Here is a 21,454-nt window from a genome sequence, read left to right on the forward strand (position 1 = left end):
CCGGCGAGCATCTGGCCGGTCTGGTTGTTGTCACCGTCGATCGCCTGTTTGCCCAGGATCACGAGGCCGGGCTGTTCCTCCTCGACCACCTTGGCGAGCAGCTTGGCGACGCCCAGCGGTTCCACCGGCTGGTCCGACGTAATCAGCACGCCCCGGTCCGCGCCCATGGCGAGCGCGGTGCGCAGCGTGTCCGCTGCCTTGGGCTCGCCGATCGAGACGACGACCACCTCGGTCGCCGCCCCCTTCTCCTTCAGCCGGATCGCCTCTTCCACCGCGATCTCGTCGAACGGGTTCATCGACATCTTCACGTTCGCCAGATCGACGCCCGTCCCGTCCGCCTTCACACGCGGCTTTACATTATAATCCAACACCCGCTTCACGGGCACGACGATTTTCATCGCAGGTCCTTCCCGGCCGAACAGCCAAACATTTCGCCGTCTTTGGCGGCCTTGCGAGCGCATCGCAAGTGTTCCGCCAGACCAACGAGAAAGAGGCCCGGACGTTTCCGTCCGAGCCTCTCTAAATCGGTCCGTTAGGGCCGAAGGTGCGGTTTAGGCGACCTTCTGAACCTCGGCCACGATCTTCTTGGCGGCGTCGCCCAGATCGTTGGCGGGGACGATGGCGAGACCCGAATTGGCGAGGATTTCCTTGCCCTTCTCGACATTCGTACCCTCGAGGCGGACGACCAGCGGAACCTGCAGGTTCACTTCCTTCGCCGCCGCGACAATGCCGTCGGCGATGATGTCGCAGCGCATGATGCCGCCGAAGATGTTGACCAGGATGCCCTTCACCGCCGGATCGCTCAGGATGATCTTGAACGCCGCGGTCACCTTCTCCTTGTTCGCGCCGCCGCCGACGTCGAGGAAGTTGGCCGGGAACATGCCGTTCAGCTTGATGATGTCCATCGTCGCCATGGCGAGGCCGGCGCCGTTGACCATGCAGCCGATGTCACCGTCGAGCTTGATGTACGCCAGGTCGTACTTCGACGCCTCCAGCTCCATCGCGTCTTCTTCGGTGGTGTCGCGCAGTTCCATCAGGTCCTTGTGACGGAACATGGCGTTGCCGTCGAAGCCGACCTTGGCGTCGAGCACCATCAGCTTGCCGTCCTCGGTGACGGCGAGCGGGTTGATCTCGATCTGCTCGGCATCGGTGCCCAGGAACGCGGCGTAGAGCTTCGACGCGACATTGGCGGCCTGCTTGGCGAGGTCGCCGGTCAGCTCCAGCGCGGCGGCGACGGCGCGGCCGTGATGCGGCATGAAGCCGGTCGCGGTGTCGATGTCGATCGAGTGGATCTTCTCGGGCGTGTCATGCGCCACGGTCTCGATGTCCATGCCGCCTTCGGTCGAGGCGACCATCGAGACACGGCCGGTCGCACGGTTGACGAGCAGCGCGAGGTAGAATTCCTTCGCGATGTCGACGCCGTCGGTCACGTACAGGCGGTTGACCTGCTTGCCCGCTTCGCCGGTCTGGATGGTGACCAGCGTGTTGCCCAGCATGTCGGTGGCGGCAGCGCGGACTTCGTCGGCGGTCTTGGCCAGGCGGACACCGCCCTTGGCATCGGGGCCGAGTTCCTTGAACTTGCCCTTGCCGCGGCCGCCCGCATGGATCTGCGCCTTGACGACGTAGAGCGGTCCGGGGAGCTTGGACGATGCCTCGACGGCCTCCTCGACGGTCATCGCGGCGAAGCCGGCGGGGACGGGCACGCCAAACTTGGCGAGCAATTCCTTGGCCTGATATTCGTGGATGTTCATGCGCTAGCCTTCCGCCTCTCGGGTGGTTCTAGGGAAATTGGGTGCGGCTAAAGCACAGGCTGGCGGACAAATCCACCCCGAAACGGCTTTAATGCAACTGCATAGCAAGTGCGATTTGCGGCGAGGCGAGTCGTGCCGCAAAGGCGATGACGGGAATCGCGCGCAAAATCCGCGCATATGCGTTATGAGGCTGTCATGCATCTCGCTTTCGGCATTCTCCTGTTCCTTGGCACCGTGATCTTCATGGAGGGGTTCGCCTATGCGGCGCATCGCTGGATCATGCACGGGCCGGGCTGGTTCCTGCACGAAAGCCATCATCGGCCGCGCACCGGCAACTGGGAACTGAACGATCTATACGCGGCGATCTTCGCGGTGCCGTCGTTCGTCATGATCCTGGGCGGCGCGCAGCTGGGCTGGTGGACCGGCTTCACCTGGATCGGCGCGGGGATCGCGGCCTATGGTGCCATTTATTTCGGCTTTCACGACGTGATCGTCCACAAGCGCCTGCCGAGCCGGTATCTGCCCAAGTCGGATTATATGAAGCGGATCATCCAGGCGCATCGGCTGCACCATGTCGTCGAGACGAAGAAGGGCACGGTCAGCTTCGGCTTTCTGGTCGCGCCGAAGCCCGAAGCGCTCAAGGCCGAATTGAAACGCCGCGCCCATGCCGGGGTCCGCCGCCCGGCCGGCGCGCGCGAAGGGCAGGAGGCGTTGGCGGAAAAGTAACCTTCGTCGGGATATGGGAGGTGCGCTATGGATAAACCGGTCTTTACGCCGCCATTCGAGCCGGTCGCCGGCCAAGATCTTCGCCGTTCGCTCCGCCATGCGGTGCGGATGCGGGCGCATTTGCGCGACAAGGGGCAGACCCGGTTCGAGATCGATGTGGTCGACCTGTCACCCGAAGGCTTTCGCGCCGAAACCAGCTTCACCCTGTGGCCGGGCACGATCGTCTGGCTGACCGTGCCGGGCCTCGCCCCGCTGGAGGCGGTGATCGCCTGGCGCGACCGGTTCAAATATGGCTGTGCGTTCTCCAAGCCGCTTCACCCGGCGGTGTTCGAGCATATCGTCGGCCTGGGGAATCGCTGACTTTTTCTAGAGCAAGGGCCGAGAACGTCTTGCCTGGATCTGACCCTCCCCCATCCCCTCCCGCCTGCGGGAGGGGCGTGCCTAGTTCGACCGGCTTGCGCTTCTTCTAAGCCCCTCCTCCCGGTAGGGGGGAGGGGTTTGGGGTGGGGGCCAGCCGCGCACGAAACGAATGCGATTTGCGCCGGTCAAAGCCTCAATCGAACAGGCTCGACACGCTCGTCTCATCGGCGATCCGCTTGATCGCTTCGCCCAGTAGCGGGGCGATGGGCAGGTGGCGGATTTTGGTGGTCGCACCGATCGACTCGTGGTTGCCGATCGAGTCGGTGATGACCAGTTCTCGCAGCTCGGAGCCCTCGACTCGCGCCACCGCGCCGCCCGACAGCACGCCGTGGGTGACATAGGCGACGACATCCTCCGCCCCCGCCTGGCGCAAAGCGGCGGCCGCGTTGCACAGCGTGCCCGCCGAGTCGACGATATCGTCGATCAGGATGCAGAAGCGCCCCTCGACGTCACCGATGATGTTCATCACCTCCGACTCGCCCGCGCGCTCGCGGCGCTTGTCGACAATGGCGAGGGGGGCGTTGTCGAGGCGCTTGGCGAGTTGGCGCGCGCGGACCACGCCGCCGACGTCGGGCGACACGACCATGAGGTTGTCGTTCTTGAAACGCGCCAGAATGTCCGCCGACATGACCGGTGCGGCATAGAGATTGTCGGTCGGGATATCGAAGAATCCCTGGATCTGACCGGCATGAAGGTCGACCGACAGCACGCGGTCGGCGCCCGCGACGGTGATCAGGTTGGCGACCAGCTTGGCCGAGATCGGGGTGCGCGGACCCGGCTTCCGGTCCTGGCGCGCATAGCCGAAATAGGGGATGACCGCCGTGATGCGCCGCGCCGACGCACGCTTCAGCGCGTCGATCATGATCAGCAGTTCCATGAGGTTGTCGTTGACCGGATAGCCGGTCGACTGGATCACGAACACGTCCTCGCCGCGGACGTTTTCCTGGATCTCGACGAAAATTTCCTCATCGGCGAAGCGGCGCACCAGCGCCTCGGTCAGCGGCACCTCCAGATAGGAGGAAATCGCCTTCGCCAGCGGCAGATTGGAATTGCCGGTCATCAATTTCATGGTGGTACCCCGTCCCCGCAGACAGTCCAGTGATGCGCGTCCCCTTAATCGCGCTGTCACAATAGCGCAAAGGTGATTCCCCGATTATGGCGGCGCTCATGACCGTGACCCGTTTCGCTCCCTCGCCCACCGGGCGGCTGCATGTCGGCAATATCCGCACCGCGCTGCACAACTGGATATATGCGCAAAAGGCCGGCGGGCGCTTCCTGCTGCGCATCGACGACACCGATGCCGAGCGGAGCGAGGAACGCTATGTCGAGGCGATCCGGGCGGATTTGGCCTGGCTGGGCCTGATCCCCGATAGCGAAGTACGCCAGTCGCAGCGTTTCGCCTTATACGAGGCGCGCTTCGCCGAGCTGGTCGCGGGCGGCCATGTGTACCCCGCCTATGAGAGCGCGCAGGAACTCGACCTGAAGCGCAAGATTCAACTCGGGCGCGGCCTGCCGCCGGTCTATGACCGCGCTGCACTCGCCCTGACCGAGGAAGACCGCGCCAAGCTGGAGGCGGATGGCGTTCGCCCGCATTGGCGGTTCAAGCTGGATCATGGCGCGGCGATCGAATGGGACGACGCGGTACGCGGGCCCCAGCGCTTCGACTCCGCGACGATGAGCGATCCGGTCATCCGCCGCGCCGATGGGACATGGCTCTACATGCTGCCCTCGGTGATCGATGACATCGACATGGGCGTGACCCAGGTGGTGCGGGGCGAGGATCACGTCTCCAACACCTCGCTGCAGATTCAGATGTTCCAGGCGCTGGGGGCCGCGCTGCCGCGCTTCGCCCATGCCGCGCTGCTGACCGGCAATGAGGGCAAGCTGTCCAAGCGACTCGGCTCGCTGGGCGTCGATCACTTTCGCGAGATCGGCATCGAGCCGCAGGCGGTGCGCGCGCTCCTTGCCCGGATCGGGACGAGCGATCCGGTCGAACCGGTCGCCGACATGGCGCCGCTGATCGCCGGATTCGACTTCTCGCGCTTCGGCCGGGCCCCCGCGCGCTTCGACGAGGCGGAGCTGGCGCAGCTGAACGCGCGCATCCTGCACCAGACGCCGTTCGAGGCCGTCGCCGATCGCTTGCCGACCGGCATGGGCGCAGCGGAGTGGGAGGCGGTGCGCCCCAATCTCCACACCGTCGCGGAGGCCGCCGACTGGTGGCAGGTGATCGAAGGGCCCGTGGATGCGCCCGAGCCTGCCGAGGACGACCGCGCCTATCTGGCGCAGGCGGCCGAGGTCGCGGGGCAGATCGACTGGGCGGGTGATCCCTGGCACGCGCTGACCGCCGCGTTGAAGGACGCGACGGGCCGCAAGGGCAAGACGCTGTTCCTGCCGCTGCGCCTGGCCCTGACCGGTCGCGCGCAGGGGCCGGACATGGCCGCGCTGCTGCCGCTGATCGGGCGCGAGCGCACCATCGCGCGGCTGAACGGCTGATTTACGCCGCCACCTTTCATTACCGTACCCGCTCGCCCACATAGGGCCGAGCAACACGTAAAGGAGCGTCTTTTGGCCACGTTGGGAATGTCGCCCGCCGACAAGGAAGCCGTCACCGCCTTCCGCCGCGATGTCGTCGAGCCGTCGATGACCAAGCTGGTCATCCTGGACTTCTGGGCGGAATGGTGCGGGCCGTGCAAGGCGCTGGGCCCGACGCTGGAGAAGGTCGCCGAGGCTTACGCCGACAAGGGCGTCGTGCTGGCCAAGATCGACACCGACAAGAACCAGTTCATCGCCAACCAATTCCAGATCCGCTCGATCCCGACCGTCTATGCGATGTTTCAGGGCCAGCTGGTCGCCGACCTGACCAGCGCGCGCACCGAAAGCGCGCTGCGCACGATGCTGGACCAGCTGCTCAAGCAGTTGCCGATCCAGTCGGAGGCGGCGGACGCGGCGGCCGAGCTGGAACCGCTGATCGCGATGGGCGAGGAAGTGCTGGAGGCCGGTGACGCCGAGCGCGCGGTGTCGATCTTCCAGCAGCTGCTCGACATGGCGCCGGAGCATCCCGCCGTGCTGTCGGGGCATATCCGTGCGCTGCTGGGTGCAGGGCGCATCGAGGAAGCCGAAGCCGCGACCGAGGCGCTGCCGCAAGGCTTGGCCAACGACCCCGCCATCCACCGCGCCATCGCAACCGTGTCGCTGGCGCGGTCCGCTCCACCGGCGGCGGACTATGCGGGGCTGGCGGCCGAGGTCGCGGCCAGCCCCGACGATCATGAAAAGCGGTTCGCGCTGGCCAATGCGCAGATGGCGGCGGGCGACCGTGACGGCGCGGCGGACAATCTGCTCCACATCGTTGCCGCCGACCGCGCCTGGAACGAGGATGCCGCGCGCCAGCAACTCCTGAAGCTGTTCGAGGTGGTCGGCATGACCGATCCCTGGGTCTCGCAGCAGCGGCGGCGCCTGTCCGCCATCCTGTTCGGATAAGGACATGGCGCGGCTCTCGATCTTTCCGCTGGCGGGCGCGATCCTCTTTCCGGGGATGCCGCTTCCGCTGCACATCTTCGAGCCGCGCTATCGGGCGCTCGTCTCCGACGCGATGGCGCGTGATCGGCGGATCGGCATGATCCAGCCTTCGGGCGAGGGGGATAAGCCGTCGCTCTATCAGATGGGCTGTGTCGGCCGCATCGCCGAGGTCGAGGCGATGGAGGATGGCCGCTACAACCTTGTGCTGGAGGGCGTTTCGCTGTTCCGCATCGTCCGCGAGCTGGAGGTGACGACGCCCTTCCGTCAGGTCGAGGCCGAGCTGCTGCCGGTGATCGACGAGGATCTGCTGTCACTCGGCCGCCGTGCCTCGCTGGAGCAGGAGTCGAAGCGTTTCGCCGATCTTCAGGGCTATGCGGTCGACTGGGACGCGGTTGGGCGGCTGGACGACGAGAGCCTGGTCAACGGCATCGCCCAGATCGCGCCCTTCGACGTGGCGGCGAAGCAGGCGCTGCTGGAAGCCCCCGATCTGGAACAACGTGCCGAGCTGATCATCCAGCTGATGCAATTCTTCGGTCGCCATGACGGCGAGGATCGGGTGACGCTGCAATGAGCCTGGACCCATGGCTGCTCGAACGGCTGGTCTGCCCGGTGACGCGCACGCCGCTGCGCTACGACGAAGCCGCCCAGGAGCTGGTGTCGGAGGCGGCGGGTCTCGCCTACCCGATCCGCGACGGCGTGCCGGTGATGTTGGTCGAGGAAGCCCGCGAACTCTGAAATCCTCCCCGGCACGGGGAGGGGGTGTTCGAGCTTTGGTCTGCCCCCAGCAGACCAATATTGTGCCGGGGGCACAATCTCGCTCGAACACGAAGCTGGTGGAGGGGGCGTGCCGCTATTATTGTCTTACGAGGAAGCCCCCCTCCGTCAGGCCTGCGGCCTGCCACCTCCCCATGCCGGGGAGGATCAGATGATCCTTCCCACCAGCACCACCATCACGATGACCAGCGCCGTGACGCTGGAGTAGAAGCTGAGCGCAAACCCGAACGCCCGCGCGACCGCACCACGCGCGTAATTGGTCCAGAACAGTGTCCGCCCGACCGAGAACAGCGCGGCGAGCATCGGGACGATGGCCCCCGACCCCTCCACGACCCAGGCGAGTGCCAGATAGGCCGGGATCGCCAGCACCACCTGCTCGAGCGTGTTGCGCAGCACCGCATTGGCGATGGCGACCCGCGGCGAGTCGCCGCGTCCACTCGCCGCCGCATCGATATCGGCGGGCGACTCGAACCGGAGCATCGCGACATGGCCGATCGCCGCCGCCAGCCAGAGCGCGGCGACCGTGGAAGCCGCCACTGCGCGCAACACCCGGTCGGTGGGCGACAGCGCGGGGGCCAGGCTGCCACCCAGCAACAGGGTCAGGACGATAACGGCCAGCGCGGCGGCCATGCCCTTGGCGACGCCGGTCTGGCGGCGGTCGCGAATCGGAGGGCGGAGCGGACGGGTGGGATGGTCAGGCCCGGGGATCATGGCGTGCAAAACGCCGGACATAGCTTTTGGTATCCCATATGGCGTCAACGCGGGCGCCTAGCTTGCGGCTTACCCTCCCCCATCCCCTCCCGCCTGCGGGAGGGGAGCGCTTGTTGGCTAAGCATACGCGCGCCTCAGGCCAGGCGCTAAGCCCCTCCCGCAGGCGGGAGGGGTTGGGGAGGGCCCTTTTCCAATAGGAGCGGCCCTACCGAACTAAACCATCACGCCCTGCAACAGGCGCGGCAACTGCCCCGTCTCGCCCCGCGCCTCGGCCATGAAGCGGTTCTTCAGCGGCGGGATATGGTCGATCGCGGTGATGCCCAGCCGCCGGATCGCGCTGGCGGTCTTGCCGGGCACGCTGAAGATACGGTTGAAGCTGTCGGTCGCGACCGAGACCATCAGCGTGTCCAGCCCGCGCCATTGCTGATAGCGCTGGAGCAGCGCGGCATCGCCCAGGTCCATGCCGGTGCGCTTGCCCTCGACCAGCACCTCGACCAGCGCGGCGACGTCGCGATAGCCCAGATTCACGCCCTGGCCCGCGATCGGGTGGATGCCATGCGCCGAGTCGCCGACCAGCACCAGCCGCTCGCCCGTCATCGTCGCGGCGCGGTGGAAGCCCAGCGGGTAGGCAGAACGCGGGCTCGCGTGGGACAGCTTGCCCAGGAACCCGCCCATGCTCTTCTCCGCCTCGGCCAGGAAGGCGCGGTCGGAGAGTTTCAGCATCGCATCGCCGTCACGCCCCGACACCGACCAGACGATCGCCGAACGGTGGCCGATCTCGTCATCGGGCAAGGGCAGCAGCGCGAACGGGCCGCTGGGGTAGAAGATCTCGAACGCGATATTCTCGTGCGCGACTTCGTGATGGAAGGCGCTGATGATCGCCTTGTGGTCGTAGGACCAGCGCGCGACCTTGATGCCCGCCGCGTCGCGAGTCGGCGACTGGCGCCCTTCGGCGGCGACCAGCAGCGGCGCTCGGACGGTGGTGCCGTCGCTCAAGGTCGCGGTGACGCCCGCCGGGCCGCGCTCGACCGACACCGCGCGGGTCTGCATTCGCAGGTCGACCAGCTCGGCCTCGTTCGCGGCTTCGTGAATCGCGCGGCGCAGCAGCTTGTTCTCGAACATCGTGCCCAGCGCGCCGTCATCGGCGTCGGGAATGAAATCGAGCTTGCCCGGCTCCAGCCCGTCGCTGACCCGGATGTGCCGGATTTCGCAGCCCTTGCCCGCCAGCTTCGCGCCGATGCCGATCGCGTCCAGCATCCGCCAGCTGGCCGAGGCGACAGCCGAGGCGCGTCCGTCGAAACCGGGGGCGAGAACCACAGCCGGATCGGCCGGATCGACGATGATCGAAGACAGGCCATGCGCGGCCAGACCGACACCCAGAGTCGCGCCGACCAGGCCGCCGCCGAGGATGATGACATCGCTATCCATGGGACTGCTCCTAGACCTTCGTGCCGTCGCAAACAATGCGGGTTCGACCCCCGCGCCTTGACGTAGGAACCGCCAGAGGCGATGAATTTTCCGGGATTTTTCCCGGATTTTTGCGACATTCCTGAAGGACACGATCCATGGCCAGCCGCGCGCAGCCGGTATTATGGCGCGAGACGGTAAAGGCGGGGGCGGTGCGCAGCGGTGCGCTGGTCGCCGCGCTCGTGCTGTTCGCCGTGACGCTGATGCTGGTGCTGGCGCTTGCCAGCTACCGGGCGAGCGACCCGGCGCTCAACACCGCCTCGGGCGCGGCCCCGGCCAACTGGATGGGGCATCCGGGCGCCTGGGTCGCCGATATCGCGCTGACCCTGTTCGGGCCCGCCGTCGCGCTGATCCTGCCGATCGGGCCGATCATCGGCACCCGGCTGTGGCGCGACCGTCCGGCGGGCCGCTGGGTTCGGATGCTGCGCCAGGCGGTGATCGGCGTGGCGATGATGGCGTGCGCGCTGGCCTTCGTATCCGACTCGGCGGTGCTGGCGCTGCCCGCCGGATGGGGTGGCGTGATCGGCCTGTCGGTCGTGAATCTCGTCCGCTGGGTGCTGGGCTTCACCGGCCAGGCGGCGGTCGTCACCTGGGGATCGGCGGCGATCGGGCTGGCGCTGGGGATCGGTGGCGCACTCATCTGGGGGCGCAGCCTGGAACTCGACATCGCCGAGCGGGGCCTCGCGCGGTTGCGGCGTCGTCGCGCGGTGAGCGAGGATGGCGAGAGCGTGCCCTGGGACGATGAGGACGAGGGCCTCTATGACGAAGACGAGGACGAGGAGCCGCTGACCCTGGCGCGCAAGGCGGTGCCGGTGCGCGAGGATCGTCCCGCCCCCGTCATCGCCGACCGCCAGGTCGCGCCCGCCCCCGCCAAGCCCAAGACGGCGGCCGACCGCGACGCGCCCTATCAGCTGCCCAGCCTGGACCTGCTGACGCCTGCGCCGCCCTCGCCCGCCGGGCAGATCGACAAGGCCGCGCTGGAGCGCAATGCCCGCCTGCTGGAGAATGTGCTCGACGATTTCCGCGTCCAGGGTGCGATCGTCGAGGTCCGCCCCGGCCCGGTCGTCACCATGTACGAGCTGGAACCCGCGCCCGGCATCAAGGCCAACCGCGTCATCGCGCTGGCCGACGATATCGCCCGCAACATGTCGGCGATCTCGGCGCGCGTCGCGGTGATTCCGGGGCGCAACGTCATCGGCATCGAGCTGCCCAATGCCAAGCGCGAGATGGTGTCGCTTCACGAACTGGTCGCGTCGCAGAGCTTCGCCGATCAGGCCGCGCAGCTGCCGATCATCCTGGGCAAGAATATCGCGGGCGACTCGGTGGTCGCCGACCTGGCGCCCATGCCGCACCTGCTGGTCGCGGGTACGACGGGTTCGGGTAAGTCGGTCGGCCTGAACGGCATGATCCTGTCGCTGCTCTACCGCCTGACGCCCGAGCAGTGCCGGATGATCATGATCGACCCCAAGATGCTGGAATTGTCGATGTATGACGACATCCCGCATCTGCTGTCGCCGGTCGTCACCGATCCGGCCAAGGCGGTCCGCGCGCTGAAATGGGCGGTCGAGACGATGGAGGACCGCTATCGGCAGATGTCCTCGGTCGGCGTGCGCAGCCTCGCCAGCTTCAACGACAAGGTGCGCGCGGCCAAGGCCAAGGGCCAGCCTTTGGGGCGCAAGGTCCAGACCGGCTATCATCCCGAAACCGGCCAGCCGGTCTATGAAGAAGAAAAGCTCGAATACGAGCCGCTGCCGCAGATCGTCGTAATCGTCGACGAGCTTGCCGACCTGATGATGACGGCGGGCAAGGAAGTCGAATTCCTGATCCAGCGCCTGGCGCAAAAGGCGCGCGCGGCGGGCATCCACCTGATCATGGCGACGCAGCGGCCGTCGGTCGACGTCATCACCGGCGTCATCAAGGCGAACCTGCCGACTCGTATCAGCTTCCATGTGACGTCGAAGATCGATTCGCGCACCATTCTGGGCGAGCAGGGTGCGGAGCAGCTGCTCGGCCGCGGCGACATGCTCTATATGCCCGGCGGCAAGGGCATCGTGCGCGTTCACGGACCCTTCGTCTCGGACGACGAGGTGCACCGGGTTGCCGATCACTGGCGTGCGCAGGGGCAGCCCGACTATATCTCCTCGGTCACCGAGGAACCGGCCGAGAGCTTCGCGCTCGATGGCGCGCCCACGGGTGAGGATTCGGCGGAGGACCAGCAATATCGCGCCGCGATCCAGCTGGTGTGCGAGAGCCAGAAGGCCTCGACCTCCTGGCTTCAGCGGCAGTTGCGGATCGGGTATAACTCGGCGGCGCGGTTGATCGAGCGAATGGAGACGGACGGCATCGTCGGACGACCGGACCATGTCGGACGGCGCGAGGTCCTGCGCGATACCGAGGGGCATCCGATCTAGGGCCAATCGATATTCGCGCTGATCCTATTTTCCCTCTCCCCTCCATGAGGGGCGAGGGAAAGGCGGGGCGTGTCCGGATGTCGATGGGCCCTGTGCCGACCAGAATGTGTCGACCGGAATGGGGTGATCAGGGCGCGACGGGCTTTAATGTTGCCGACTCGATATGCCAGCGCAGGCTGTCGGCGCTCGCACCCGGCACGTCGTTGACCCGACGCACCACATATTGCCCGGCAAAACGCTGTTGCCGCCCGTCGTTCAACTGCGCGTCGACGGTGACCGGGATCGTCGCATAGACCGATCCCGCCGCACCCTCGCTCGGGCCCATCTGGCCGATCGTGACCTTGGTGGCGCGCGTGTCGGCGAACCCCTTCTGGAAATCGGCGAAGCGCTGGCCTGGGCGGCCGTCCGGCCCCCATTGCGTCCAGGCGGTGGCATAGTCATGCGCGTTGATCGCGGAATAATAGCGGCGCACCACCGCGACCGCCGCCGCATCGCTCTTCGGATCGACCGAGCAACCGGACGTCGTTGCCGCCTCGTCGCCCAGCAGCGCACAGCTGCGCGCGATCTCGTCCTCGATGATCGCACAGCTATTGGCCGCGTTGCACGGCGGATGAGTGGCGGGCGAGACCGCGACGCACGTCTTTACCAGCCGCTGCGCCGCCGCCTGGCCGCGCTCGGCCGAGCAGGACAGGACACTATCGGTCTGCGTCGGAGTCGCGGTCTTGATCGGCGCGGGCAGGCTAGCGTTGCCTGGGCTCGCGGCTTCCCGTTCGGAGGATGGCGCGGCGGTGTTGGTCATCTGATCGCCAGTCGGTTCCTGGCCGCCGCCACAGGCGGTCAGCGGCAGGATCAGCGCGAAGGCAAGCCAGCTTGTCGATCGGATCACATGATCTCTCCGATGGGAAACATGCCTGTATCAACACCGCATGCCCCTGTTCCGCTCCCGCCGATGCGACGAACGGCATCCGGGCGCCTTTCGACCGGAGGGGATCAGATCGTGGGACTGGTCGGCGCGTTCTGGGCGGTCGGAGCCTCTTGTGGCGAGGGGGCCGTGGCGGGGGGCGTGCCCGCCATCGGGGTGGTGACGATGGGCGCGGGCGGCGCGGCGATGGCGGCGACCAGGGCGGTATTCTCGATCACATCCAGCGCTCGGTGCGACAGGACATAGCGCTGTGCGTCATGTTGCCAACCGCGCGCTACATCGGCGCCGGGCAGGCGGGCGATTTCGGCGCGCGCGGCCTCGACCTGTCCGCCGTCCAGCAGCTTGCGCACATTCGCCAGCCGCTCGGTCGGATTGGACGAGGGGGTTCCGGCTTCGCGAATGACGATCAGATGGCCCAGTTCCTGGCGAAGCCCTTCCCACCAGCCATTGCTGCCATTGACGACCAGATCGGGGGCGAGCTCGTCGAGCTTCTGGCGCAGCCCCTCGATCGTCACCGGCTGGCGTGCGCTGGCGATCAGGACCGAGACGGCGCTGGGGGCGGTCGCACCGAACCGGACGCGCAGCTGCTCCTCCAGATAGCCGAGCGGCTGGCCGCGATCGATCGCACGGCGCGTGGCGGCGGCGACCAGGATCGACTCGGCACGCCCCGCCTGGCTGCCCGCCGCCGTCGTGTCGGTGGCGAGCGTCGCGGCGCGCGTCTCCAGCGCGGCGAGCTGGGCGGCGAGCGCCGCCTCGCGGGTGGCGAGCGCGACCGGATCGCTGGCACCATGGGCGGCGTCGCTGGCGGGGGCGGCATTGGTGCCGGGCTTGGCGGTCGCCACCTGATGGGTGGTGGCATCGGTGCCGCCGAACCAGGACAGATGGCGCATCGCATAGGCCATCAGCAGCGACCCGGCGATAAAGGCGATCAGGAGCAGCGCGAAGATGGCGCCCGTACGGGGGCCGCGCGGGGGCGGTCGGTCGATCGGCGCGAAATCACTCATGCCCCGCTTATCCCCGTGGCGGCTGTCCGGGTCAACGCCCGCGCGGCGGCGACCATCGCGTCGTCGTGCGGCGTGGCGGCGACGGCGACCCGCGCCCAGCCCGAACCCGCCGCCTCGGCGACCTTGGCGCTGATCGCGACGAGGGACAGCCGCGCGCGCGACAGCCCCGCCCTATCGACCAATTCGGCCAGCCGCCGCCCGGCGCGGGCGGAGTGAAGCAGCACCGTCTCGCCCGCCAGCATGGCCACCGCCTCGGCGGGCACCGGCAGCGGATTGGCGGCATAAACGGTCCGCACCATCGCCCCGGTTTCCACCCGGTCGCGTCCGGCCAGGTGAAGCAGACGGGTCAGCCCCTGGGCCTTCGCCTCCGCGACCACGGCGGCGGCATCCTTCGCGCCGGTCAGCACGACCGACAGCCCGGCGGCGCGTGCAGCCTCGGCGGTGGCGGGGCCGACCGCGACCACCGGTATCGCCTGGAGCGGCGCAAGGCTCGGCCCCGCCAGCCGCACGCCTTGCGCGCTGGTGAAGAGCAGAGCGTCGATGGTGGCGGGATCGGGCGGCGTCCAATCCACCGCGCGCGTCACGAAGAGCGGCAGCGAGCGCGGCTCCAGCCCGGCGGCGCGAAGCGCAGCGATCGTCGCGGCATGGCCGGGTTCGGGCCGGACGACGACCACCGCCATGGGGCTCAACCCCCGGCGAACAGGCGGCGGACCTCGGGCGGCGACCGGTCGAGCAGATCGACCGCGAGCCGCGCGCCGAGTTCTTCGCCTAGCACACCCTCGACCCAGCCGCCGACCCGCGCCGATCCGTCCTCGGCCAGCAATTCGGCGCGCAGGGTCAGCATCTCACCCGCCAGCGAGGCGAGCGCCGCGACCGGGCTGTGGCAATCGGCGGCGAGCGCGGCGAGCAGCGATCGCTCGGCCATGACGCAGGCATGGGTCTCGGCATGGTCGATCGAGGCGATCAGCATGGTCGCGGCGGCATCGTCGGCGCGCGTCTCAATCCCGACCGCCCCTTGCGCGGGCGCGGGCAGCATCTGGTCGGTCGGGACCGCATGGCCGACCGCGCGGCCCAGCCGGTCGAGCCCGGCGGCGGCAAGCAGCGTCGCGTCGACATCGCCGTTCGCCACGGCGGCCAGCCGCGTGTCGACATTGCCGCGCAGCAGCGCGATGGTCAGGTCCGGGCGGTGCGCCAACAGCTGCGCGCGGCGGCGCGGGCTGCTGGTGCCGATCACCGCGCCGGGGGGCAGCTCGGCGATGGTCTCGACCCCGATCAGCCGGTCGCGGACATCGGCGCGCGGTAGCATCGCGGCGACGTGCAGCCAGTCGGGGCGGATCGTCTCGACATCCTTCATCGAATGGACCGAGGCGTCGATCTCGCGATCATACAGTGCGCGGTCCAGCTCCTTGGTCCACAGCGCTTTGCCGCCGATCTCGGCCAGCGCGCGGTCCTGCACCCGGTCGCCGGTGGTCTTGATGGGGACGATTTCGATCGCGTCCTCGCTCCACCCCTGCGCCTCGGCCAGCGCCGCGCGCACCATATGCGCCTGGGTGAGGGCCAGCGGCGAACCGCGCGTACCGAGCCGGAAACGAACCATATGAAGCCTTTGCCGCAACAGGGCCCCCTTCGACAACCGTCCTGCGAAGGACTATGGGATGGGCCATGCTGATCCTGGGACTGGAATCCTCGTGCGACGAGACGGCCGCCGCGCTTGTCACCGATGACGGCCGCGTGCTGGCGCACCGCCTGTTGGGGCAGGAGGCCGCGCATGCTCCGTTCGGTGGCGTCGTGCCCGAAATCGCCGCGCGCGCGCATGTCGAGGCGATGGAGCCGCTGGTCGCCGCCGCCTTTGCCGATGCGGGCGTGACGCTGGCCGATGTCGATGCCATCGCCGCGACCGCCGGGCCGGGGCTGATCGGTGGCGTGATGGTCGGGCTGGTCACCGGCAAGGCACTGGCCCATGCGGCGGGCAAGCCGTTGATCGCGGTCAACCATCTGGAGGGCCACGCCCTGTCGCCGCGCCTGTCGGACCGTGAGCTGGCCTATCCCTATCTGTTGCTGCTGGTCTCGGGCGGGCATTGCCAGCTGCTGCTGGTCGAGGGCGTCGGGCGCTATCGACGGATGGCGACGACCATCGACGATGCGGCGGGCGAGGCATTCGACAAGACCGCCAAGCTGCTGGGCCTGGGTTATCCCGGCGGTCCGCGCGTCGAGGCGGCGGCGCGCGAGGGGAATCCCCATGCCGTGCCGCTGCCCCGGCCGCTCAAGGGATCGGCCGAACCGCATTTCTCCTTTGCGGGACTGAAGAGCGCGGTGGCGCGCGCCATCGGCCATCATTCGCCCGAGGATATTGCCGCCTCCTTCCAGCAGGCGGTGGTCGACTGCCTGCTCGACCGCACCCGCCGCGCGCTGGCGAATGTGCCGCCGGTCACCGCGCTGGTCGTCGCGGGCGGGGTCGCGGCGAACGGCGTGATCCGGGGCGCGCTGGAGGGGCTGGCCGCCGAGCACGGCCTGCGCTTCGTCGCGCCGCCGCTCTGGCTGTGCACCGACAATGCCGCGATGATCGCCTGGGCGGGTGTCGAGCGGTTCCGTGAGGGGCTGACCGACCCGCTCGATACGCCCGCGCGGGCGCGCTGGCCGCTCGATCCGGCGGCGGAAGCGGTGCGCGGCGCGGGGGTGAAGGCATGAGGATCGGGGTGATCGGCGCGGGTGCCTGGGGCACCGCGCTGGCGCAGGTCGCGGCGCATGGTAATCGGCCAGTGCGGCTCTGGGCGCGCGATCCGGCGGTGGCCGAGGCGATCAACACCACGCACAGCAATCCGCTCTATCTGCCGAATATCGCGCTATCGCCGAGCATCGAGGCGGTGAGCGATCCGGCCGCCATGGCCGAGATGGACGCGCTGCTGGTCGTCACGCCCGCCCAGGCCGTGGGAGCGGTGCTGGCGACGATGCCGGTGGGCCCCAAGCCGCTGGTCCTGTGCTCCAAGGGGATCGAGGCGGGGACCCGGCGGCTGGTCGGCGAGGTCGCGCGGGCGATTCATCCGCACGCGCCGATCGCGGTGTTGTCGGGACCGACCTTTGCGCATGAGGTGGCGGCGGGCTTGCCGACGGCGGTGACGCTGGCGTGCGAGGAGGCGGAGCTTCGCAAGGCCCTGTCCGCGCGTCTCGCCGCGCCGCATTTCCGGCCCTATGCCACCGACGATGTGACCGGTGCCGAGATCGGTGGCGCGATCAAGAATGTCCTCGCCATCGGCTGTGGGGTCGTGGAGGGCGCGGGGCTGGGCCAGAATGCCCGCGCCGCCCTGATCGCGCGCGGTTTTGCCGAGATGACGCGGTTCGGGCTGGCGCGCGGTGGTCGGGCGGAGACGCTGGCGGGACTGTCGGGGCTGGGCGACCTGGTGCTGACCTGTTCCTCGACCGCCTCGCGCAATTTCTCGCTGGGCGTCGGGCTGGGGCAGGGGCGGTCGGCTGCCGACCTGCTCTCCGACCGGCGCACCGTGGCGGAGGGTGCCTTCACCGCCCCCGTGCTGCGCCAGGCGGCGGCCGAGGCGGGCGTCGACATGCCGGTGTGCGAGGCGGTGTGCCGCCTGCTGGAGGGCGCGGCCGTCGGCGAGGTGATCGGGGCGTTGCTAGCGCGGCCGCTCAAGGCCGAGGGCGTATAGGCTTAGCGCAGCACCTGCCGGGCCAGCGCCCCGCAGGCCGCGTTCTGCGCCTTGGGGCCGGTATCGCCGGTGATCGCTCGGCCGATCGACTTGAAGATGTTGCCCACCGACTTCACCTCTTTCGGGATGACGAGGTCGGGCTTTTCCAGTGTTCCCGCCACCGTCGCTGCGCCCGCCAGCCGTAGGGTCGCGCCCTGTTTCGGCGCGCCGGTCAGGGTCAGCGCCAGCCGTTCGTCGGGGAAGGACACGGTCCCCCGCCCGTCCAGCCGACTGCGCGAGGTGTCGACGACCAGCGGATTGGCGCGGCCCGTGCCGTTCGTCATGTCCACGCCCAGCACCAGACAGCGTAACGTCGCCCGCCCGCTGTCACCCATGAACGCCGCCCCCGCATCGAAGCCCAGCGCCGTCGCATAACGATCGGGCAGCGTCCCATTGGCGACGACCAGCCCGATCCGCCCATTCGAGCGGCCCACCGCATCCCGCACCGTCTCGCCCATCCCCGCCAGCTTGGCGCGCGCTGCGACCCGGCCGGTGATCTTCGTCTCGCCCGACAGCGACAAGACGCTTGCGCCGCGCAGGCGCAGGTCGAGCGAGAGCGTCGGGAGTTTCGCGCCGTTCCGCTGGTCGATCACCGCCTGCCCGGTGACCAGCCCCTCGCGAAGCGCCAGGCGGATGGCGTCGATGGTCAGCAGCTGATGGTCCATCACCATCCGCCCCGACAGGCCGGTGATGGCGGAGGGGCCTTGCGCGCTGACCACCCGGCCGACCTTGAAGCGGATGGTGCCGTCGGTGGTGTCGATCTTGCCGATATCGATCCGGGTATTGGGCACCAGACGCGGCCCGATCCGGCGTTCGAGCGCGGCGGCCTCGGCGCGGCCTTGCGCGGAGGACAGATCGTCGAAATCCAGCTGCCGCGCGGTCACTTCGCCGTCCAGCAGCGTACGGCCGCCCTTCTTGTCGACGGTCAGATGCCCGGCCAGGTCGGAACGGCCGATCCGCCCCTTCAGGTCGGTGATCGTCCAGCGCGGGCGTTCGTGGCGGACATGCGCGGTCAGGGCGACGGCGCGGGTCTGAAACAGCCCGGCCTCGATCACCGCATCGATCCGCTTCAGGTCGTCGGCGCGGGCGGTCAGGTCCAGCGTCATCGCATCGGTGTCGAGCGGCCGGTCCATCGTGCCCACCGCCTTCATATTCAGCCGGTCGCCCGCGATGGTCGCGGTGAAGGGCCAGCGGCCGGGCTTCACTGCCGCGCCGGTAAAGGCGATGCGGACGGGGGTTCCGCGCACCTTGCCCTGTCCCTCGGCGCGAACGCCCTTGTCGGGATCGGCGGCGACGTTCAGGATGGCCTCGCGATCCTCCTTGGCGTCGCGATAGCTGACCACGCCATCGGTCACGGTCAGCCCCTGCAGATCGGTCGAACTGCCGCCCTCTTCGGGCTCGCCGGGGCGTGACCAGTTGGTGCGGCCCTGCTTGTCGCGGACCAGCGCCAGGCGCAGGCCGGAGACGCGGATATCCTCCGGGACAAAAGCTCCGCGCAGCAAGGGCCAGACAGAAAAACGGATTTCCGCCCGCTTCACGCGCGCGAAATCGCCCTGACCGGCCCAACCGGCCTGCGGAATCTTCAGCTCTTCGACCGCGATGGTGGGATGAAAGCCGATGCTGTCGACCCGGTGGACCGACCCGATCGTCACCGGCCGCCCGAACCGCTCGGTCGCCGCGCGACACACGGCGCTGCGCAGCACACCCCAAGGAAAGACCGCCAGTATCAATAGGAGCAGCAGCGGCATCCCGATCAGCATCCCCGCCGCCACCCGCGTCCAGCGCGGCCATCCCCCAACCTGTGTCATGATGGTGCGACGCGTGACGGCGGCGTTCGTTCCGCCTGCGTCAGGACCAGAATGGCCGCATGTTGCTCCCGACGCGCCCGCGCCCTAGATATGGCGAAATCCGTTTTCGGGAGCCCCCACGTTGGTCCTCATCCTTCAGATTCTTCAGATACTGCTCAACGTCGTCTGGTGGATCATCATCGTGCAGGCGATCCTGTCCTGGCTGATCGCGTTCAACGTCATCAACACCTCGAACGATTTCATCCGTTCGGTCTGGTACGCGCTGCAGAAGATGACCGATCCGCTCTATCGCCCGATCCGGCGCATCCTGCCCGATTTCGGCGCGCTCGACTTGTCGCCGATGGTCGTGCTGCTGGCGGTCATCATCCTGGGCAAGATCCTGGATACCGCGATCGCCAATGCGATGTACGGGGGCGCGGTCGTCGTCGGCTGATGCCCGCCTGGACCCCATGCGATGACGGGATTCGGATCGCGGTTCGGGTCACGCCGCGTGGCGGGCGCGATGCGCTGAGCGCGGGCACGGAGGAGCATTTCGCCGCCCGCCTGTCCGCCCCGCCGGTCGACGGCGCGGCCAATGCGGCGCTGGTCCCGCTGGTCGCCAAGCATTTCGGGGTGCCCAAGCGCGCGGTGACGATCATCGCAGGTGAAACCGCGCGATTGAAGCGGCTGCACGTCGCGGGTGACCCGCATACACTGGCGCGTATCGCCCAGGCGCTTTATGGCGATCACCCATGAACAGCGCCACGATCATCGACGGCAAGGCGTTCGCCGCCGGCCTCCGCACCCGTATCGCCACCCAGGTTGCGACCTTCCGCGAAGCGACCGGCCGCGCGCCCGGCCTGGCGGTCGTGCTGGTCGGCGAGGACCCCGCTTCCAGCGTCTATGTCCGCTCCAAGGGCAAGGCGACGCGCGAGGCCGGCATGGAGAGCATCGAGCATCGCCTGCCCGCCGACACCGATCAGGCGACGTTGCTGGCCCTCGTCGAGCAACTGAACGCCGATCCTGCGGTTGACGGCATCCTCGTCCAGCTGCCCCTGCCGGGCCAGATCGACGCGCAGGCGGTGATCCAGGCGATCGACCCCGACAAGGATGTCGACGGCTTCCACCCGGTCAATGCGGGGCGACTGGCGACGGGCAGCGAGGGCTTCGTGCCCTGCACCCCGCTCGGCTGCCTGATGCTGCTCAAGAGCGTCCATCCCAGCCTGTCGGGCATGGACGCCGTGGTCGTCGGTCGCTCCAACATCGTCGGCAAGCCGATGGCGCAGCTGCTGCTCGGCGAAAGCTGCACCGTGACGGTGGCGCACAGCCGCACCCGTAACCTGGCCGAAGTGGTCGGCCGCGCCGATATCGTCGTGGCGGCGGTCGGTGTGCCCGGCCTGGTCAAGGGCGCGTGGATCAAGCCCGGTGCCAGCGTCATCGATGTCGGCATCAACCGCACCGAGACGGGGCTGGTCGGCGACGTCGAATATGACACGGCGGCACAGCGTGCGGGCGCGATCACCCCCGTGCCGGGCGGCGTCGGGCCGATGACGATCGCGGTCCTGCTGCGCAACACGCTGGTCTCGGCCGGTCGGCGCGAGGGCGTCGCGATCGACCAGACGGCGCTGTAAGGCCGTGCTCGAACTCTATATCTCCTCGCTGATCACCTTCTTCGTGGTGATCGATCCGCCGGGCTGCGCCCCCATTTATGCGGGCCTCTCGGCCGGGGCGACGCCGCAGCATCGCCGGGCGATGGCGATCCGCGCGGTCACCGTCGCCGCCATCATACTGTTCGTCTTCGCGCTGTTCGGCGAGGCGCTGCTCCACGGCCTGGGCATCGAGATGGCGGCGTTCCGCATCGCGGGCGGCATCATGCTGTTCCTGATCGCGCTGGAGATGGTGTTCGAGAAGCGTACCCAGCGGCGCGAAGACCGCGCCGCCAAGGTCGCCGACGATCCGCACGAGGCGGAGGACGTGTCGATCTTCCCGATGGCGATGCCGATGATCGCCGGACCCGGCTCGATCGCGACCGTCATGCTGCTGATGAGCCGCAATTCGGGGCTGGAGGCGTCGATCGTCGTGCTGGGCGCGATGGTGTCGATCCTGCTGCTGACGCTGATCGCGCTGCTGGCGGCGGGGCCGCTGATGCGGTTGCTGGGCGCCAAGATCGAGGCGGTCATCACCCGCGTGCTGGGCGTGCTGCTCGCCGCGCTGGCGGTGCAGTTCGTGATCGACGGGGTGATGGTCAGCCTGAAGTGAACTTA

Annotated in this window: 23 protein-coding genes; 13 read left to right on the top strand and 10 right to left on the bottom strand. The window is 68.4% G+C overall.

The window, feature by feature from the left end:
- Together SSA01S_RS15495 and sucC are read right to left on the bottom strand one after the other, a co-directional pair.
- A partial coding sequence (locus SSA01S_RS15495) for an electron transfer flavoprotein subunit beta/FixA family protein (RefSeq protein ID WP_167348930.1) occupies positions 1-398 on the bottom strand: 398 nt, incomplete at its 3' end.
- Between the two features lie 153 nt (positions 399-551).
- Entirely contained in the window at positions 552-1,751 is a 1,200-nt protein-coding gene (sucC, locus tag SSA01S_RS15500; RefSeq protein WP_058746346.1) for an ADP-forming succinate--CoA ligase subunit beta, read from the bottom strand.
- Between the two features lie 177 nt (positions 1,752-1,928).
- Between sucC and SSA01S_RS15505 the strand changes: the two genes are divergently transcribed.
- Together SSA01S_RS15505 and SSA01S_RS15510 are read left to right on the top strand one after the other, a co-directional pair.
- Positions 1,929-2,477, top strand: coding sequence for a sterol desaturase family protein (locus tag SSA01S_RS15505; protein ID WP_240955013.1), 549 nt, complete (start codon positions 1,929-1,931; stop codon positions 2,475-2,477).
- A gap of 27 nt (positions 2,478-2,504) precedes the next feature.
- On the top strand, positions 2,505-2,837 hold the full coding sequence (locus tag SSA01S_RS15510) for a pilus assembly protein PilZ (RefSeq protein WP_058752180.1): 333 nt from the start codon (positions 2,505-2,507) through the stop codon (positions 2,835-2,837).
- Positions 2,838-3,030: 193 nt separating this feature from the next.
- Here the strand turns inward: SSA01S_RS15510 and SSA01S_RS15515 are convergent, their stop codons facing one another.
- Positions 3,031-3,966, bottom strand: a complete 936-nt coding sequence (locus tag SSA01S_RS15515) for a ribose-phosphate pyrophosphokinase (RefSeq protein ID WP_058717300.1) — start codon at positions 3,964-3,966, stop codon at positions 3,031-3,033.
- A 98-nt stretch (positions 3,967-4,064) separates the two neighbouring features.
- Here SSA01S_RS15515 and gltX point away from each other — a divergent pair, with 98 nt between their 5' ends.
- The 4 genes from gltX to SSA01S_RS19235 all read left to right on the top strand — a co-directional run bounded on the left by gltX (position 4,065) and on the right by SSA01S_RS19235 (position 7,148).
- The gene (gene gltX / locus SSA01S_RS15520) at positions 4,065-5,390 is read left to right on the top strand and encodes a glutamate--tRNA ligase (RefSeq protein ID WP_061781116.1); all 1,326 of its coding nucleotides are present in this window, start codon (positions 4,065-4,067) and stop codon (positions 5,388-5,390) included.
- An 87-nt stretch (positions 5,391-5,477) separates the two neighbouring features.
- Entirely contained in the window at positions 5,478-6,374 is an 897-nt protein-coding gene (locus SSA01S_RS15525; protein WP_061781098.1) for a tetratricopeptide repeat protein, read from the top strand.
- A gap of 4 nt (positions 6,375-6,378) precedes the next feature.
- Positions 6,379-6,984, top strand: coding sequence for an LON peptidase substrate-binding domain-containing protein (locus tag SSA01S_RS15530; RefSeq protein ID WP_058752182.1), 606 nt, complete (start codon positions 6,379-6,381; stop codon positions 6,982-6,984).
- Positions 6,981-7,148, top strand: a complete 168-nt coding sequence (locus SSA01S_RS19235; protein WP_007405277.1) for a Trm112 family protein — start codon at positions 6,981-6,983, stop codon at positions 7,146-7,148. The genes SSA01S_RS15530 and SSA01S_RS19235 overlap by 4 nt, the downstream gene beginning before the upstream one ends.
- A 186-nt stretch (positions 7,149-7,334) precedes the next feature.
- On the opposite strand, the gene SSA01S_RS15535 is transcribed toward SSA01S_RS19235, so the two are convergent.
- Together SSA01S_RS15535 and SSA01S_RS15540 are read right to left on the bottom strand one after the other, a co-directional pair.
- A complete protein-coding gene (locus SSA01S_RS15535) occupies positions 7,335-7,898 on the bottom strand; it encodes an MAPEG family protein (protein ID WP_061781099.1) in 564 nt (187 codons plus the stop codon).
- A gap of 213 nt (positions 7,899-8,111) precedes the next feature.
- Positions 8,112-9,326 carry a UbiH/UbiF/VisC/COQ6 family ubiquinone biosynthesis hydroxylase gene (locus SSA01S_RS15540; protein ID WP_061781100.1) on the bottom strand — a complete coding sequence of 405 codons (1,215 nt, stop codon included), beginning with the start codon at positions 9,324-9,326 and terminating at the stop codon, positions 8,112-8,114.
- Between the two features lie 137 nt (positions 9,327-9,463).
- Between SSA01S_RS15540 and SSA01S_RS15545 the strand changes: the two genes are divergently transcribed.
- Positions 9,464-11,776, top strand: coding sequence for a DNA translocase FtsK (locus SSA01S_RS15545; protein ID WP_061781101.1), 2,313 nt, complete (start codon positions 9,464-9,466; stop codon positions 11,774-11,776).
- Positions 11,777-11,903: 127 nt separating this feature from the next.
- On the opposite strand, the gene SSA01S_RS15550 is transcribed toward SSA01S_RS15545, so the two are convergent.
- The 4 genes from SSA01S_RS15550 to hemC all read right to left on the bottom strand — a co-directional run bounded on the left by SSA01S_RS15550 (position 11,904) and on the right by hemC (position 15,299).
- A complete protein-coding gene (locus SSA01S_RS15550; RefSeq protein WP_061781102.1) occupies positions 11,904-12,662 on the bottom strand; it encodes a hypothetical protein in 759 nt (252 codons plus the stop codon).
- A 104-nt stretch (positions 12,663-12,766) separates the two neighbouring features.
- Positions 12,767-13,702 (bottom strand): hypothetical protein, encoded by a 936-nt coding sequence (locus SSA01S_RS15555; protein ID WP_061781103.1) that lies wholly within the window; start codon positions 13,700-13,702, stop codon positions 12,767-12,769.
- Entirely contained in the window at positions 13,699-14,382 is a 684-nt protein-coding gene (locus SSA01S_RS15560; protein ID WP_061781104.1) for a uroporphyrinogen-III synthase, read from the bottom strand. The genes SSA01S_RS15555 and SSA01S_RS15560 overlap by 4 nt, the downstream gene beginning before the upstream one ends.
- Before the next feature lie 5 nt (positions 14,383-14,387).
- The gene (hemC, locus tag SSA01S_RS15565) at positions 14,388-15,299 is read right to left on the bottom strand and encodes a hydroxymethylbilane synthase (protein WP_061781105.1); all 912 of its coding nucleotides are present in this window, start codon (positions 15,297-15,299) and stop codon (positions 14,388-14,390) included.
- 65 nt (positions 15,300-15,364) lie between these two features.
- On the opposite strand from hemC, the gene tsaD reads away from it, so the two are divergent.
- Entirely contained in the window at positions 15,365-16,390 is a 1,026-nt protein-coding gene (tsaD, locus tag SSA01S_RS15570) for a tRNA (adenosine(37)-N6)-threonylcarbamoyltransferase complex transferase subunit TsaD (protein ID WP_058752054.1), read from the top strand.
- Complete coding sequence (locus SSA01S_RS15575; protein ID WP_061781106.1) at positions 16,387-17,364, top strand: NAD(P)H-dependent glycerol-3-phosphate dehydrogenase; 978 nt, start codon at positions 16,387-16,389, stop codon at positions 17,362-17,364. Before tsaD ends, SSA01S_RS15575 begins: the two co-directional genes overlap by 4 nt.
- A 2-nt stretch (positions 17,365-17,366) precedes the next feature.
- Here SSA01S_RS15575 and SSA01S_RS15580 read toward each other — a convergent pair whose 3' ends face one another.
- On the bottom strand, positions 17,367-19,211 hold the full coding sequence (locus tag SSA01S_RS15580) for an AsmA family protein (RefSeq protein WP_082795136.1): 1,845 nt from the start codon (positions 19,209-19,211) through the stop codon (positions 17,367-17,369).
- A gap of 121 nt (positions 19,212-19,332) precedes the next feature.
- Here SSA01S_RS15580 and SSA01S_RS15585 point away from each other — a divergent pair, with 121 nt between their 5' ends.
- Genes SSA01S_RS15585 through SSA01S_RS15600 form a run of 4 tightly spaced genes read left to right on the top strand, consistent with a single transcriptional unit; the run spans position 19,333 to position 21,449 of the window.
- The gene (locus SSA01S_RS15585; protein WP_056438920.1) at positions 19,333-19,644 is read left to right on the top strand and encodes a YggT family protein; all 312 of its coding nucleotides are present in this window, start codon (positions 19,333-19,335) and stop codon (positions 19,642-19,644) included.
- The gene (locus tag SSA01S_RS15590) at positions 19,644-19,946 is read left to right on the top strand and encodes a DUF167 domain-containing protein (RefSeq protein ID WP_061781108.1); all 303 of its coding nucleotides are present in this window, start codon (positions 19,644-19,646) and stop codon (positions 19,944-19,946) included. Before SSA01S_RS15585 ends, SSA01S_RS15590 begins: the two co-directional genes overlap by 1 nt.
- Complete coding sequence (folD, locus tag SSA01S_RS15595) at positions 19,943-20,821, top strand: bifunctional methylenetetrahydrofolate dehydrogenase/methenyltetrahydrofolate cyclohydrolase FolD (protein WP_061781109.1); 879 nt, start codon at positions 19,943-19,945, stop codon at positions 20,819-20,821. Before SSA01S_RS15590 ends, folD begins: the two co-directional genes overlap by 4 nt.
- Before the next feature lie 4 nt (positions 20,822-20,825).
- On the top strand, positions 20,826-21,449 hold the full coding sequence (locus SSA01S_RS15600) for a MarC family protein (RefSeq protein WP_058717286.1): 624 nt from the start codon (positions 20,826-20,828) through the stop codon (positions 21,447-21,449).
- The last annotated feature ends 5 nt before the right edge of the window (positions 21,450-21,454 follow it).

It is taken from the genome of Sphingomonas sanguinis NBRC 13937, assembly GCF_001591005.1.
Lineage (GTDB): Bacteria > Pseudomonadota > Alphaproteobacteria > Sphingomonadales > Sphingomonadaceae > Sphingomonas > Sphingomonas sanguinis.

Coding starts and splice junctions, on each gene's coding strand:
- sucC (WP_058746346.1), bottom strand. CDS start 1,751: ATGAACATCCACGAATATCAGGCCAAGGAATTGCTCGCCAAGTTTGGC.
- SSA01S_RS15505 (WP_240955013.1), top strand. CDS start 1,929: ATGCGTTATGAGGCTGTCATGCATCTCGCTTTCGGCATTCTCCTGTTC.
- SSA01S_RS15510 (WP_058752180.1), top strand. CDS start 2,505: ATGGATAAACCGGTCTTTACGCCGCCATTCGAGCCGGTCGCCGGCCAA.
- SSA01S_RS15515 (WP_058717300.1), bottom strand. CDS start 3,966: ATGAAATTGATGACCGGCAATTCCAATCTGCCGCTGGCGAAGGCGATT.
- gltX (WP_061781116.1), top strand. CDS start 4,065: ATGACCGTGACCCGTTTCGCTCCCTCGCCCACCGGGCGGCTGCATGTC.
- SSA01S_RS15525 (WP_061781098.1), top strand. CDS start 5,478: ATGTCGCCCGCCGACAAGGAAGCCGTCACCGCCTTCCGCCGCGATGTC.
- SSA01S_RS15530 (WP_058752182.1), top strand. CDS start 6,379: ATGGCGCGGCTCTCGATCTTTCCGCTGGCGGGCGCGATCCTCTTTCCG.
- SSA01S_RS19235 (WP_007405277.1), top strand. CDS start 6,981: ATGAGCCTGGACCCATGGCTGCTCGAACGGCTGGTCTGCCCGGTGACG.
- SSA01S_RS15535 (WP_061781099.1), bottom strand. CDS start 7,898: ATGATCCCCGGGCCTGACCATCCCACCCGTCCGCTCCGCCCTCCGATT.
- SSA01S_RS15540 (WP_061781100.1), bottom strand. CDS start 9,326: ATGGATAGCGATGTCATCATCCTCGGCGGCGGCCTGGTCGGCGCGACT.
- SSA01S_RS15545 (WP_061781101.1), top strand. CDS start 9,464: ATGGCCAGCCGCGCGCAGCCGGTATTATGGCGCGAGACGGTAAAGGCG.
- SSA01S_RS15555 (WP_061781103.1), bottom strand. CDS start 13,702: ATGAGTGATTTCGCGCCGATCGACCGACCGCCCCCGCGCGGCCCCCGT.
- SSA01S_RS15560 (WP_061781104.1), bottom strand. CDS start 14,382: ATGGCGGTGGTCGTCGTCCGGCCCGAACCCGGCCATGCCGCGACGATC.
- hemC (WP_061781105.1), bottom strand. CDS start 15,299: ATGGTTCGTTTCCGGCTCGGTACGCGCGGTTCGCCGCTGGCCCTCACC.
- tsaD (WP_058752054.1), top strand. CDS start 15,365: ATGCTGATCCTGGGACTGGAATCCTCGTGCGACGAGACGGCCGCCGCG.
- SSA01S_RS15575 (WP_061781106.1), top strand. CDS start 16,387: ATGAGGATCGGGGTGATCGGCGCGGGTGCCTGGGGCACCGCGCTGGCG.
- SSA01S_RS15580 (WP_082795136.1), bottom strand. CDS start 19,211: ATGACACAGGTTGGGGGATGGCCGCGCTGGACGCGGGTGGCGGCGGGG.
- SSA01S_RS15590 (WP_061781108.1), top strand. CDS start 19,644: ATGCCCGCCTGGACCCCATGCGATGACGGGATTCGGATCGCGGTTCGG.
- folD (WP_061781109.1), top strand. CDS start 19,943: ATGAACAGCGCCACGATCATCGACGGCAAGGCGTTCGCCGCCGGCCTC.